The sequence below is a fragment of the Candidatus Kaelpia imicola genome (assembly GCA_030765505.1).
GTDB classification, from domain to species: domain Bacteria; phylum Omnitrophota; class Gorgyraeia; order Kaelpiales; family Kaelpiaceae; genus Kaelpia; species Kaelpia imicola.
The window spans coordinates 1-13471 of sequence record JAVCCL010000011.1; the positions used below are offsets into that span (position 1 = coordinate 1).

Annotated in this window: 13 protein-coding genes; 12 read left to right on the forward strand and 1 reads right to left on the reverse strand. The window is 39.4% G+C overall.

The features are described from left to right. Positions 1-10 precede the first annotated feature (10 nt). Genes P9L98_02015 through P9L98_02040 form a run of 6 tightly spaced genes read left to right on the forward strand, consistent with a single transcriptional unit; the run spans position 11 to position 6415 of the window. Positions 11-1177, forward strand: a complete 1167-nt coding sequence (locus tag P9L98_02015) for a nicotinate phosphoribosyltransferase (protein ID MDP8216083.1) — start codon at positions 11-13, stop codon at positions 1175-1177. Then, entirely contained in the window at positions 1178-1831 is a 654-nt protein-coding gene (locus P9L98_02020) for a methylenetetrahydrofolate reductase C-terminal domain-containing protein (protein MDP8216084.1), read from the forward strand. Positions 1832-1834: 3 nt separating this feature from the next. After that, positions 1835-2395: a GTP cyclohydrolase I FolE gene (folE, locus tag P9L98_02025; protein ID MDP8216085.1), complete on the forward strand. Its 561-nt coding sequence runs from the start codon at positions 1835-1837 to the stop codon at positions 2393-2395. Next, positions 2392-3543: an ATP-binding protein gene (locus P9L98_02030; GenBank protein ID MDP8216086.1), complete on the forward strand. Its 1152-nt coding sequence runs from the start codon at positions 2392-2394 to the stop codon at positions 3541-3543. Before folE ends, P9L98_02030 begins: the two co-directional genes overlap by 4 nt. Further along, positions 3540-5060: a response regulator gene (locus P9L98_02035; protein MDP8216087.1), complete on the forward strand. Its 1521-nt coding sequence runs from the start codon at positions 3540-3542 to the stop codon at positions 5058-5060. Before P9L98_02030 ends, P9L98_02035 begins: the two co-directional genes overlap by 4 nt. Before the next feature lie 53 nt (positions 5061-5113). Continuing rightward, positions 5114-6415: a hypothetical protein gene (locus P9L98_02040; protein MDP8216088.1), complete on the forward strand. Its 1302-nt coding sequence runs from the start codon at positions 5114-5116 to the stop codon at positions 6413-6415. 2 nt (positions 6416-6417) lie between these two features. Here the strand turns inward: P9L98_02040 and P9L98_02045 are convergent, their stop codons facing one another. Then, the gene (locus P9L98_02045) at positions 6418-6780 is read right to left on the reverse strand and encodes a sulfite exporter TauE/SafE family protein (GenBank protein ID MDP8216089.1); all 363 of its coding nucleotides are present in this window, start codon (positions 6778-6780) and stop codon (positions 6418-6420) included. Positions 6781-6846: 66 nt separating this feature from the next. On the opposite strand from P9L98_02045, the gene smc reads away from it, so the two are divergent. The 6 genes from smc to P9L98_02075 all read left to right on the forward strand — a co-directional run bounded on the left by smc (position 6847) and on the right by P9L98_02075 (position 13406). Continuing rightward, positions 6847-10374 (forward strand): chromosome segregation protein SMC, encoded by a 3528-nt coding sequence (smc, locus tag P9L98_02050; GenBank protein MDP8216090.1) that lies wholly within the window; start codon positions 6847-6849, stop codon positions 10372-10374. 68 nt (positions 10375-10442) lie between these two features. After that, positions 10443-10778: a hypothetical protein gene (locus tag P9L98_02055; protein MDP8216091.1), complete on the forward strand. Its 336-nt coding sequence runs from the start codon at positions 10443-10445 to the stop codon at positions 10776-10778. 6 nt (positions 10779-10784) lie between these two features. Continuing rightward, positions 10785-10961 (forward strand): hypothetical protein, encoded by a 177-nt coding sequence (locus tag P9L98_02060; GenBank protein MDP8216092.1) that lies wholly within the window; start codon positions 10785-10787, stop codon positions 10959-10961. A gap of 15 nt (positions 10962-10976) precedes the next feature. Beyond that, positions 10977-12164 carry a radical SAM protein gene (locus P9L98_02065; GenBank protein ID MDP8216093.1) on the forward strand — a complete coding sequence of 396 codons (1188 nt, stop codon included), beginning with the start codon at positions 10977-10979 and terminating at the stop codon, positions 12162-12164. Then, positions 12151-13086: a macro domain-containing protein gene (locus tag P9L98_02070; protein MDP8216094.1), complete on the forward strand. Its 936-nt coding sequence runs from the start codon at positions 12151-12153 to the stop codon at positions 13084-13086. The genes P9L98_02065 and P9L98_02070 overlap by 14 nt, the downstream gene beginning before the upstream one ends. Before the next feature lie 83 nt (positions 13087-13169). Next, entirely contained in the window at positions 13170-13406 is a 237-nt protein-coding gene (locus tag P9L98_02075) for a hypothetical protein (GenBank protein ID MDP8216095.1), read from the forward strand. The last annotated feature ends 65 nt before the right edge of the window (positions 13407-13471 follow it).

Genomic DNA, 13471 nt, shown 5'->3' on the forward strand with positions numbered 1-13471 from the left:
AGGGGATGGAATGTTTCATATAGCAAGTCCGGAGGAGATAAAAAGGGGCGACATTACTGATATATATTTTTTAAGAACCCGAGAGATTCTTAAAAAAGAGAATATATCTAAAAGGGTAGCCGTTGAGTTTACAGTTAAATCATTGCCTCAAGGGTATGCCTGGGGTCTCTTTAGCGGTTTAGAGGAGGTTTTTGAGGTAGTTACTGAAATAAAAAATATAGATGTTTACTCTGTTAAAGAAGGAACGTTCTTTGGGGCTAATGAGCCTGTTATGAGGATTGAGGGCAGGTATGAAGATTTCGGACTCTATGAGACTGCGCTTCTGGGGCTTCTCTGTCAGGCTTCGGGGGTTGCGACCAAAGCTGCGCGCTGTAAGATTGCTGCTTTAGGTAAGCCTATCTATAGTTTTGGAGCCAGAAGGGTCCATCCTGCCATTGCTCCGATGGTAGAGAGGAATGCCTATCTTGGAGGGTGTGACGGCGTTGCCTGCACTAAAAGCGCTGCAATTTTAGGTTTAGAGGCTGTTGGAACCATACCCCATGCTTTAATATTGCTTTTCGGTGATACGGTTAAAGCGGTTGAAGCATTTGATAGGGTTATCGATAGTGATATAAAACGGATTGCATTAATAGATACTTTCAATGATGAGAAGTTCGAGGCTTTAAATGTGGCGGAAGCGTTAAAAGAGAATCTTTTTGGGGTAAGACTGGATACCCCGGCCTCTCGCAGGGGAGATTTCATAGAGATCTTAAAAGAGGTAAGATGGGAGCTTGAGTTAAGGGGATTTAAAGATATCAAGATACTGGTAAGCGGCGGAATAGATGAGAATAAGATTAAGGAGTTAAATCCTTATGTGGATGCTTATGGAGTCGGGACTTCTATAAGCAATGCTCCTGTCTTAGATTTTGCAATGGATATAGTAGAGATAGATGGAGAGCCGATGGCAAAAAGGGGTAAACGTTCCGGAGTAAAGAGGCTTTTCAGATGTCCGGATTGTTTCTCAAGGACTGTTGAGCCTTTAAGCGTTATTAGCCGGAAGTGCAGCTGTAGTAATGATATGGAAGATATATTAGAGCTTTTGATAAAAGATGGTAAACCCGTTCTTAAGTTGAGTGATATAGCCAAGAGCAGAGAGTATGTTTTAAGCCAGTTTGATTATTTTAAAGAGAGTCTATAGATGATTATAACGGAACAGAAAAATTTTGATCAGATCAGCGGGTATCTCAAAAAAGATGAGAAAATATTCATAGTCGGCTGCGGAGAATGCTCTACTATCTGTAAGACTGGCGGAGAGAAAGAGGTTTTGGAGATTAAAAAAAGGTTAGAAAATTCGGGTTTTATTGTGACCGGCTATGCAGTGCCTCAAGCACCTTGCATAGCTGCAGAACTTAAACGTTCTCTCTCAAAATATAGCGCAGAGATAAGAGAGTCAGACTCCTATCTTCTCTTAAGCTGCGGGTTAGGAGTACAGTCACTAATCGAGAATGCAAACATTGATTTAGATGTCCATGTCGGCTGCAATACTCTCTTTGCCGGTACGGTCTCTCCTGATTCCAGGGTCTTCTTTGAGTCCTGCTCTGCTTGCGGGGACTGTATCTTAGAGTATACCGCAGGCATATGTCCGTTGACGCAATGTCCTAAAGGAATATTAAACGGACCTTGCGGCGGCATGGAAGAGGGCAGGTGTGAGATAGATAAAGAGAGAGACTGCGTCTGGGTTACCATCTATAGGAGATTGGAAGAGAAGGGGAAGATAGAGTTATTTGAAAGATTCTATGAGGCAAAAGATTTTTCAAAGCATAGAAAGCCTATGCGTAGAATTTTGGAATAAATGATTATGGACAAAGAAAAAATAGAGAAAGCTGTAAGAGATATTTTAGCTGCTGTTGGGGATGATCCTCAGAGAGAAGATCTTAAGAAAACCCCCCAGAGAGTGGCTCAGATGTATGAAGAGATTCTATCCGGAATAGATAAGGATCCTGCTAAAGAACTGGAGATTTTTTTAGAGCATAGCCATGAGGAGATAGTCTTGGTTAAGGATATCCCGCTCTATTCTATCTGCGAGCATCATCTGCTTCCTTTTGTGGGCAAGGCTCACGTTGCCTATATACCTAAAGATAATCGGGTAACGGGTTTGAGCAAACTTGTAAGAGTGGTTGATATTCTTGCAAAGCGTTTGCAGGTTCAAGAGAGGCTGACTACTCAGGTGGCTGAGGTAATAATGAAAAGACTTAGACCCCAGGGCTGTATGGTAGTTATTGAGGCCGAACATCAATGTATGAGTATGAGAGGAGTTAAAAAACCGGGGACAACAACCGTCACATCGGCTGTGCGGGGTGTTTTTAAAGATAATCAGAAGACAAGGGCCGAGGCGTTAGATTTAATTTTAAGATGAAAGAATATTCTATTTTTCTGTTAGAGCCTGATGCATTGCTCCGAGAAGCTTTCTTAGGAGTGCTTGAAGATAAGGGTTATCCAGTATATTCGTTTGCAAATCCTTGGGAGTCGTTCTCTTTTATCAAAAAGATAAAATTTCAGATAGCTATTATTGACTCTGAATTACAGGGATTTAGTAGAGAGGAATTAATACGGGAGATTAATAATGTATATCCTCTAACATCAATAATAATCTTAACTTCTGAGCCGGAGAGGGAAGAGTTAATCTCTTTCCTGAATTATGATGTTGCATCTATTCTCTTAAAACCTATAAATATGGCAGAGCTTGATCAAGCTTTGAGGAAAGCTGTGGCTAAGTTTCAGAAGAATAGCGAAGCTCAGAGGTTGAAAGCGGAACTAGAGAGAGCAAAAGAAGAGAGAGAACAGCTCGAGATATCTTTGAAGAATACAGCTTCCCGTCTTCCCCTTGCTCTGTTATCCCGGTCCATGGTGCATGAATTTAAGAACATACTTACTACGATAAATATCTCAGCTAACTTTGTAAAAAAAAGTATTGTTGCCGGCAGCGTGAAGATAGATAAGCATCTCTCTCTTATTGAGAGCTCTATTCAGTCTGCCGACGGCCTATTACTCAGGCTTTTGGGTATAAGTAAAAAGAGAGAAGAGAGATTTAAGTTAAAAGATTTTGTTGATACGACCATTGAGATGTTAGAGCCGGAGCTGAATAGATCGGGTATAAGAGTAGTGAAAAACTTTGACTTAATAGTTCCGGAGCTGATTTTAGACTCTTCTAAGCTTAGGCAAGTTATGATAAATATAATCCTTAATGCTCAAGAAGCGATGGCTGGCGGCGGGCAGTTAACTATAAAAGTGTATAGAGAAGATAGAGATAAGGATAATTTTGCAGTTATAGAAATATCCGATAGCGGTTCTGGTATTTCAAGCTCTGGGATGGATAATCTGTTTCTGCTTAACTATACGACAAAAGAGGAAGGTAATGGTATAGGATTATATATATCCAAAAAGATAATCGAAGGTATGGGCGGCAGCATCGGGGTGGAATCTGTTTTAAATAAGGGCAGTAGTTTTAAGGTCGTATTGCCTTTAGGAGAGAGGACAGGAGATACTTTAGGAGTGGTTAGATGAAGATACCCAAAGGCAGAATATTATTAGTGGATGACGATAGAGGGTTGCTGGAGAGCATATCTGATTTCTTAAGCCTTGAAGATTTTAATGTCGAAACAGTTAATGAAGGCCAGAAAGCTGTTACTGCTATCAAAGACGGTGATTTTGATCTTGTGATAACGGATATAAAGATGCCCGGCTTGAGCGGTTTAGAAGTTTTAAAAAAAGCCCGGGAGATAGATCCGGAACTGCCTGTCATAATAATGACAGGGTTTGCATCCCTGGAGACAGCGATTGAAGCAGTGAGAGACGGGGCCTATGAATATATGACAAAGCCGTTTGATATGGATAAGTTTTTAAATGTTGTAACCCGGGCCGTTAAGCAGAGAAAACTTGCGACGGAGAATAAAGAGCTGGTCAATAATCTGATTGATTTAGACAGACAGCTTGAATCCAGGCTTAGTCAGATATTTGCTTTAGGAGAAGTGACTAAGGTTATCACTAATATCTCCGATTTAGATATAGCGCTTGAGGCTATAGTTAATATGTCCTCTGAAATTACAGGAGCAAAAAATATAGCCTTGCTTTTGATGGATGATTCTACATCTGAGATGGTTGTGCAGATGTTTAAAGGTTTTGATGAAAAAGCTTTAAATAAATTGAGAATAAAGAGCGGAGAGGGTGTCTTTGGTCTTGTAGCTCAAAAAAGAATTCCTTTAAGAAAGTCCGACATCAGGGCGGAGAATATTGTCTTAAGTAAAAAAGAGTCAGATATTCTTAATGACGGTAATTTTCTCTGTCTGCCTATTAATTACAGAGAGAGTGCTTTTGGGGTATTGGTTCTAAGTAATTTTGAGTCAGAACATTCAGTTAGCGACGATGAACTGCGTATCTTATCTATTTTGAGTCATCAGGCTTCTATAGCAATCAATAATTCACTTCTATACCAAAGATTACAGAATAAATATCTAGGAACCCTTGAAGTTCTGGTTTCAGCTTTAGAGGCTAAATGCAGAAATACCAAGGGCCATTCTCAGCGGGTAAGTCTCTACGCAAGAGATTTTGCCAAGTTTTTGGGTTTACCCCAAAAAGAGATTATGGTTTTAGAGAAGGCCTGTTCTATCCACGATATAGGTAAGATTGTCATTCCCGAAAGTATTTTGGCAAAACCTAGCAAGTTAACAGAGCTGGAGATGAATCATATGAAGATGCATCCCGCTAAAGGTGTGGATATTCTAATACCTCTGGGCATAATGAAAGAGATGATGCCTGTGGTGAAGTATCACCATGAAAGATATAATGGTAACGGTTATCCGGGTGCTCTTAAGTCTTCAGAGATACCGTTTGAAGCTCGTCTTGTCTCCATTGTAGATGCTTTTGATGCCATGACATCTTTGCGCTCTTACCGCAGCAGAGTTTTCAGCAAGAGTGAGGCTTTAAACGAGATAGAAGCCAATTTAAACACTCAATTTGATCCTGAGTTAGGATATAAGTTTTTAAAATTCTCACCCGATATCTTCAATTGTTGCAGTCATTGAGAGAGCACTTGCTCTATCTTTACCGGTATGCAGAATTGTTTATTTGAATAATTATGAGTCTTAAAAAATGTATATTTATAACGGTATTTTTACTTCTAGTAAGTAGTGCCTTCTCTGCAACAGAAGAAGAGAGATTTAAAGATTGGATTATAGGTCGAAATTATAACTATTTTAATTATGGTCTGGATAAATCTAGTGGATTTCCTTATGACCATATATCTGTTCAAAAGGATAATTCTTTTGAATATGGTAAGTATACCAGTCCTTCTATCATAGGTTTCTGGATGGTTCTTCTAACCGATATTATAAAAGGAGATCTGGTTTTAAATAATTTTAGCAGGGAGGATGCCGGGAGAGCTCTTTTTAAAACAATTGAATCTATCAAGAAAGCTCCTAGATGGAAAGGGCTCTTGTATTGGTATGAGTTAAAAGACGGGATAGAAGCAGCAGAGGATAGAGTTATATCAAGCTACGATAATGGTAATTTTGCTTTAGCTCTTATGGTTGTTTCCGGAGCCTTCTCGGATTCTGAGAGTTCTTGGCAGAGAAGAATTAAAAAAGAAGTAGACTCTATTCTCTTAAGTCAGAGTGCTGGGTGGGGGGAGTTATATGATAGAGAGGCAGGACTTCTTTATGGAGTCTATAGATACGGTCCTCTGCCCTATCTTTGGATAGACAGATTTTATACTGAAGCCAGAATTGCTGCTCTTGTCTCTTTGATATTGACTGATCTGCCTCAAGATTTATGGAATAATCTCCTAAGGAAAGGAAACTGTCCTAGAGGCAGCTATACTTTAAGCAATAATCGGGAGGTTGAGTTTTTTAAACCCTGGCAGGGTGCTTTTCAGGCTTGGCTGCCGTTATTATTTATACCAGAGATGGAACTCTCTTCTGGTTTAAAAGAGGCGCATTCTAATTATGCTGCTATCCAAATAGATTATGCTTTGAATTCCAAAGTGCCGTTACTCCGTTCTGCCGCAGCAGATCCTTGCAGTGAAGACGGGGAGTATCACTATGAGCCGGCTCTGGGCGTATTCGGTGCAAGCGAAGATTGGGTTAGATCCGATATAGCTGCTCCTTACGCTGCGGCTCTGCTTTACCCCGTAGATAAAAAGGCAAGCCTGGATTTATTTAAAAAAACCCTGGAAAAATTTCCTCAGATTTTAGGTTCTCTGGGTTTCTACGATTCAATATCCGAAGAAGGCAAAGTTGCAAAGGTCTACCTGGCTTTTGACCAACTGCAGCTGCTGCTCTCTCTTCTCTCTGAAGTAAATCAAAGCTATTTTTTATCATATTTGGAAGATATTTCAAAAAGCGACCTATTAAAGCAGCTCTACTCTAATATTAATTTTTAGTACTATATTCCAAGAGCCATCTTTGCCCCCAAGATCAAGAGCAGCAAACCAAAGGCTCTGCTTAAGATCTCCTGAGGCATAGAGACTGCTATCTTAGCACCGATTAGTCCCCCGATAAAAAAGCCAACACATATTAGAGCTGCAACTTTAAGATCTACATGCCCGGATTTGAAATATATCCAGGCTGCAAGTAAACCAATAGGCGGAACCATAAGAACTAGGGTTGTACCTTGGGCCAGATGTTGGTTAAATTTTAAAAAGTATATTAAGGCAGGGATTATAAATACCGCTCCTCCTATACCTAGAACCCCGCTTAATATTCCGCCTCCTAAGCCTATCAGGCTGCAGATTAAGAGAAGACTCATAAACACCTCCTTATTAGATGGTGAGATAAGATTGAAATTTAGTTTAGTTTATTATATGCTATATCTATGCTGCTTAAAAGTTTAGAAATTTATGGATTTAAGTCTTTTGCAGAGAAAACTACTCTTGAGTTTGAACCGGGCGTTACTGCAATTGTAGGCCCGAATGGCTGCGGTAAATCTAATATAGTCGACGCTATGAAATGGGTCTTAGGTGAACAGAGTGCAAGGGAGCTTCGGGGCGGTTCTATGGAGGATGTAATATTTAACGGAACTGAGCTTGCCGATAAGGTCAACTTTGCGGAAGTCTCCTTAAAGATATCAAACGAGAGTGGTAAACTCCCCATAGATTTTAGCGAGGTTACTATATCCAGAAGGCTTTTTAGGACAGGTGAGAGTGATTATCTGATTAATATGGCTCCTGTTAGATTGAAAGATGTTCAGGATCTTATTGCAGGTTCCGGGATAGGTACAAAGGCCTACTCTCTCATGGAGCAGGGCAAGATGGATCTTATAGTAAGCTCAAAGCCTGATGAGAGAAGGTATGTGTTTGAAGAGGCAAGCGGGATAACACGTTTTAAGAATAAAAAGAGGGAGGCAGAGCGTAAATTAGAATATACAGAGAATAATCTTTTGCGCGTCTCTGATATTATTTCAGAAGTTAGGCGTCAGATATCTTCTTTAGAGAGGCAGGCGCGCAAGGCAGAGAAGTATAAAGTTGTCTATGAAGATATAAAAAGCAAGGAGCTGCTCTTAGCTGCGGCTAAGATAGGCGCTTATAAAGATTCAATCTCTTCTTTCTCGTCCAAGAGGAACATCTTTAATGAAGATTCCAGTAAGATGCAGAGACTCTTGGAATCTAAAGAATCTTTGGCAAAAGCCTTAAGGGATAATATATCTAAAGCCTCTGAGAATATAGCTCAGGAAGAGAATAAATCTAGGGACTCTTCTTCTAAGCAGCAGAGAAATAGAGAGAGGGTTGAATGGAATAACCAGGTTATAGAAGAGAGCAGAGAGAGGACAGAAATATTGAGACAGGAACTCGAAGATATTACAGCTAGGATCAATACCTCTCAAAACAAGATGATAGAGCTAGAGGGAGAGAAGGGTTCCTTTAGCCAAGAGAGAGAGGTGTTAAATCAGGGTATAGGCGATAAGAAAAGAGAGATTGAAAATATAGCTATAGAAGAGAGTGAGATTAAAGAAGAGATAGAGGGAGTGAAGTCTAAGATATTGGAATGTAACTATGAGTTTACACAAAAGAATAATCTGCTCCTGGAGCTTGAAAGTGAACTTAAATCCCTCAGGATGCGCATTGAAAGATTAAAGGAGAACCGCGGCGATATAGCCCTTGCCTTAGAGGAACAGAGTTCTAAACTCAAGAGATTAGAGCTGGAACTTAAAGAGAAGGAGCAAGAGCTTGGTATATTAAGGAACGAATTGGATAGCATTTTTAACGATAAGGCCCTTATTGAAAAAAAGAGGGAATCTTTAACGGCTGACAGAGTTGATTTAGAGAAAAAGTCTGCCAATTACGAAGCCAGGCTTAATAGTTGGCTTGAAATCCATTCTAAAGGTTTGGGTTATTCCGAAGGGACTAAAGTTGTGGCAAATAAATTTCCTGATCTGGTCTTAGGCAGAATATCTGATATTATAAAAGTAGCTCCGGAATATGTAGATAGAATAGAACTTGCTTTTGGTGGAAAGTTAAAATCTATAGTTGTAAATACGAGAGAGTCTGCTGTCAATATATTAAAGTATTGTAAAAACGAAGGTCTCTCCGACATAGAAGTCGTAATTCTTTCAGAGTTAGAGTTTAAAGATTCTGAATATATCGAAGGAACCTTTCCTATATCCTATTTTATAGAACTTGATGCCGATAGGAAGGCTATCCTTTCATTGGTCGCTGATTTGTTCTACGTCGAAGATTCTGAACGGGCTCGGGAGTTAAGTTTAAAATTTCCGGTTTATAGATTCTTAACTCAAGACCACCTGGTTTTTCAGGGCCCAACCCTGGGCATAGGTTTTGATCCTACCAAAGATTTAGGCTTGTTAGATAGAGAGGGTAAGATAAATAGACTTAAAGAAGAGATTAAGATGTTCAAGAATAGTATAGAGGAAGTATCGGTTCGCATAATAGAATCAGAGAAGAGCTGCTCTTTGATAACTGACAGGCTCTCTGATTGCGAAGCCAGAAAATCCGAGTTAAATTATCATCTCATCGGTCTAAAGAAGACCTTAGAATCAGAACAGGCTAATAGAGAGAGGTTATCTCAGGAACAGGAAGTATTGGATTTGGATATAGAGGATATAGGGGCTCAACTTAACAGTGATGCATCGCGCAGGGATAGGTTGAAAGCAGAGCTTGGTCAGGCCGGAGATAGGGTCAAAGAGGGTGAAGAGAGGTTATTATCTTTGCAGGATAGTCAGGCCAGATCTCTTGACAGGAAACATGAGCTGTCTATAGAGCTGGCCCAGCTTGAGACTAAAGAGGCATCCTATGCGGAGAGAAGAGAGAAGTACGATGATATATATAAAGCTGTTGAGATAGAGCTGCAGAATTTAAACGTAGATAAACAGAAAAGAGAGAATGAGCAGACAGAGATTGGTGTTAAGATAGGTCAGTTAGAAGACGAGATATTTCGCCTGGAAGGTGAGAACGAAGGTTTAGAAGTCAAGTTAAGAGAAGGTGCTGAAAGATTGACTCAAGACAAAAGCGAATATGAAGATTTAAAGTCTCAGTTTGAGAAAGAAGAGGACGAGCTTATAAAATTAAGAAATGAATCTGCTGCTTATAAAGATGAAGCTCATGATCTGGATCTGAACATGAATGAAGAAGAGTATAGAATTAAAAGTATAAGAGAGAGACTTGATCAAGTCTATGGTATAACTGATATTCCAGATGGAGTTAAAGGTGAAATAAGTACAGAGGTTGTAGAGGAAGAGTTAAAAGAGCTTCAGGAAAAATTGGAAAGAATAGGTGAGGTTAATCTTGTCGCTATAGAGGAACATAAGAGCTTAAAAGAACGTTCAATCTTTCTTGAGAATCAAGAGAGAGACCTTCTGGAAGCGAAAGAGTCTCTGCAGGCTGCTATCAGAAAGATAAATAAGACTACGCGTGATATGTTTTCGGGAACATTTCAGCGAGTAAGAGCGTCTTTTAAAGAGATATTCCCGCGTCTATTTGGCGGCGGAGATGCAGATCTTGTTTTAGAAGAGGGTGTAGATTGTCTTGAGTCCGGGGTTGAAATATTGGCTAGACCTCCGGGTAAGAAACTCCAAGGTGTTAGCCTGCTTTCAGGCGGAGAGAAAGCGCTCACTGCTCTGGCATTATTGTTTGCTATTTTTCAGTCTAAGCCTTCTCCGTTTTGTATTCTTGACGAGGTTGATGCTCCTCTAGATGAATCGAATATCGATAGATATAGAGAGATATTAGAAGAGTTCTCCCGGCTATCCCAGTTTTTGGTCATAACCCACAATAAGCGTACTATCTCAACAGCCGATATCATCTATGGTATCACTATGGAGAATACAGGTATATCAAAGATTGTATCTGTAAAGTTTCACAGAACAGAAGAGCCGGCGGTAGGTCATTAGACGCTATATCTTGACTCGGCCTGCCTTATCTGTTATTATTTTCCAAATAATAATCAAGGAGAGATACTATGGAAGATAAAGAGATACTGGATGTTGATAGAGAGGTTGAAGAAGGCAGGTTATTTGCGATTCTTGCCTATATATCTTTGTTCTGTTTTATACCTCTCTTTTTAAAAAAAGATAACAGATTTGCATTTTTCCATGCTAAGCAGGGGCTGGTCATATTTATCGGCGAAATTTTGGCAGCTGTACTCTCTGTTGTGCCTTTCTTCGGTGCTATAATTCAATTTCTGGCTATTTTAGTGTTCAGCTTAGCCTCTGTTATTGGGATAATCCAAGTTCTTATGGGTCAGTATTGGAAGATGCCCTATGTGTATCCAGTGGCTGAGAAAATCAACATCTGATTTAATATGAGGCATATAGCATTAATAACCTGGATTGGGATATTACTCTTTGCTGGTGCAATAATAGTAAAGTTTAGAACTGTAGCAGCCGGAGATTATGAGATCTGGCTAGAGTTTGCCAATACTCTTCTCTTGATTTCAATAGCTGTCTCCCTTATTCATCTCCTCAGAAAGTCTCAGTAGTTATTTGGAATATTCATGGAGAAAGAGAGTCTCACCTTATTTAGCAAGAGTTATTCCTTAAGGAAGTTGCCCTATCCACATATAGTAGTATCCAGCAAGAAGGAGATTCATGGCTGGTGGGGCGGGAGAAGAGAGTGCACGGGTGAGAGGTTTCTTCTCAACCCCTACTCCGGTTGCTCTGTAGGCTGCTTCTATTGCTATGCCAGATCTTTTCCGGGATGGTTTCAACTATTCAGAAAACGCGGCATAGTTGTTGTAGCGGAAGAGTTCCATAAGGCAGTGGCCAGGCAATTGGATTCGATAGATATTGCTGCCTGTGGTTACCTGAGCCCTGTTACAGATCCTTTTCAGCCTCTTAATCGGGAATTTAGATTAGCAGAGAAGATAATAGTTGAATTTAGCAAAAGAAACATCCCAATTGAGTTTATAACAAAATGCAGGGTGCCTGATGAAGTTTTAAATATACTTAAAGGTAATGAACACAATTTCGGCCAGATCTCTATCCTGACTCCGGATGAAAAGATCAGCAGAATCCTGGCTCCTCGAGGTGCTGGTGTTGATATTCTTTTTGAAAATATAGCTAGAATCTCAGCCAAAGGTATATTTTCAGTTATAAGAATAGATCCGATTCTACCTTTTATAACAGATAGCAGAGAAGATTTAGCCAATCTTATAAGAAAGGCAAAGAAGAGCGGAGCTAAGCATGTAATATCAAGCGTCTTGGATATTCCACAAGTCATAAGAGAAGAAATTTTGGAGTTTATAAAAAGAAATTTCGGTTTTGATATTTATATCAAATATAAAGGTCTTTATACTGAAAAGATAAGCGGTTATTTAAACGCAGATCTAAACTACAGAATTAAGATTTTTGATTTTTTAAAGAGAGAGGTTTTAAAAAACGGAATGAGTTTCGCGCTTTGTATGGAGCATAGGATTTTAAAAGATGGAAATTTAAAAGGCCTAAATAAGGAGTATATGAGTTCAGATAACTGTGAAGGTATCAATATTCCTCTCTATAGGAGAAGAGGAGATAAGTTTTATCCTGCAGCCGATTGTCCAGGTAACTGTTTGAATTGCGAGGATCCGATTTGCGGTGTAGATGATCTGGCAATGGGTGAGCCCGGCTCTAAAAAAGATTGGAAACTTAAAGATTACAAAAGATGGTCAGCGATGATAAAATTAAAAAGTTATGAAGATAAATAATGTAGAGATTGAATTTAGGAATGAAGATATCACTACTTTAAAAGTCGATGCTATTATAAATCCTGCGAATACAGAGTTAATTATGGGTGGAGGGTTGGCCCTTGCTATCAAAAGAAGGGCCGGGGGTGAGATAGAGAGAGAGGTTCTTAGACTGGCCCCTATTGTCCTGGGTGACTCTGTGATAACATCCGGAGGCCGGTTAAAAGCAGATTGGATAATACATTCAGCAACCATGAAAATGGATTTTAAAACAGATCAAGATATTATAGGAAGATCTTTGGACAGCGCTTTGAACCTTGCAAAAGAGAGAAGTCTTAAGAGTATTGCAGTGCCTGCTTTAGGCTGCGGTACAGGAAGATTCCCGATTAAGAAGGCTGCCAAGATCATGGTTGACGAAGTTTTGAGCCATATCCAAAATGGCAGTTCACTTAAGAGGATTGTTTTTTCGTTTAAAACTGAGCCGGCATATTTAGAGTTTAAAGAGAGCTTCTTATCTTATTATAGTTATCAATCAAGAAAGCTGGCTCAGATTCCAATACCTACAGTAGATGCTATTATTTTTACAGAGGAGAATAAAGTCCTTCTCATAGAGAGGGAGAATCCTCCTTACGGCCTTGCTCTTCCCGGAGGATTCCTGGAGTATGGGGAGTCTCTTGAAGATTGTATCAGGCGGGAAGTCGAAGAGGAGACTTCCTTAAGAGTGATAAAATTAAAACAGTTTCACACCTATTCAGCTCCAGGCAGGGATCCCAGGTTTCATACCGTAACTACAGTCTTTATAGTAGAGGTAAAAGGTTTACCCAAAGCAGGCAGTGATGCTAAAGCTATAAAGCAGTTTTTGTTAGATAAACTGCCTTCCAAGGAAGATTTTGCTTTCGATCATTGGCAGATATTACAGGATTGGCTTAAAACCCGGCAATAATAGTCTTTAAGTAATTACTATCTAAAAACTTGACAAAAGTATTTTTTATGTTATAAATATATTAGAGAAAAAAGGGTATGAAAATGAAAGATAAAAAGATATTATCAAGCAGCGAAAATTCAAATAGCAAGTTTGAAGAGTTTTTAGAAGATTTTCAGGAATATGAAAGGGATAAAGCAGAAAATGCTTTTCTTGATGCTTATTCACGCTGGTTGAAGACGAAGGCCTTAAAGGATAAGCTGGAAGCAATGAAGAAAGGAATAAAGTTTGAAGCTCTTAATTCTCAATTTTCACTGGCTTTTATATTTCCTCTCAAGTAGTCCTTTAAAATTTTATCAAAATCACAATTTTACTTGACACCTCTATGTCTTATGTTATATTTGCC

Coding starts and splice junctions, on each gene's coding strand:
- P9L98_02030 (MDP8216086.1), top strand. CDS start 2,392: ATGAAAGAATATTCTATTTTTCTGTTAGAGCCTGATGCATTGCTCCGA.
- P9L98_02055 (MDP8216091.1), top strand. CDS start 10,443: ATGGAAGATAAAGAGATACTGGATGTTGATAGAGAGGTTGAAGAAGGC.
- P9L98_02065 (MDP8216093.1), top strand. CDS start 10,977: ATGGAGAAAGAGAGTCTCACCTTATTTAGCAAGAGTTATTCCTTAAGG.
- P9L98_02040 (MDP8216088.1), top strand. CDS start 5,114: ATGAGTCTTAAAAAATGTATATTTATAACGGTATTTTTACTTCTAGTA.
- P9L98_02070 (MDP8216094.1), top strand. CDS start 12,151: ATGAAGATAAATAATGTAGAGATTGAATTTAGGAATGAAGATATCACT.
- P9L98_02015 (MDP8216083.1), top strand. CDS start 11: ATGTTTCATATAGCAAGTCCGGAGGAGATAAAAAGGGGCGACATTACT.
- P9L98_02060 (MDP8216092.1), top strand. CDS start 10,785: ATGAGGCATATAGCATTAATAACCTGGATTGGGATATTACTCTTTGCT.
- P9L98_02020 (MDP8216084.1), top strand. CDS start 1,178: ATGATTATAACGGAACAGAAAAATTTTGATCAGATCAGCGGGTATCTC.
- P9L98_02045 (MDP8216089.1), bottom strand. CDS start 6,780: ATGAGTCTTCTCTTAATCTGCAGCCTGATAGGCTTAGGAGGCGGAATA.
- P9L98_02035 (MDP8216087.1), top strand. CDS start 3,540: ATGAAGATACCCAAAGGCAGAATATTATTAGTGGATGACGATAGAGGG.
- P9L98_02075 (MDP8216095.1), top strand. CDS start 13,170: ATGAAAGATAAAAAGATATTATCAAGCAGCGAAAATTCAAATAGCAAG.
- smc (MDP8216090.1), top strand. CDS start 6,847: ATGCTGCTTAAAAGTTTAGAAATTTATGGATTTAAGTCTTTTGCAGAG.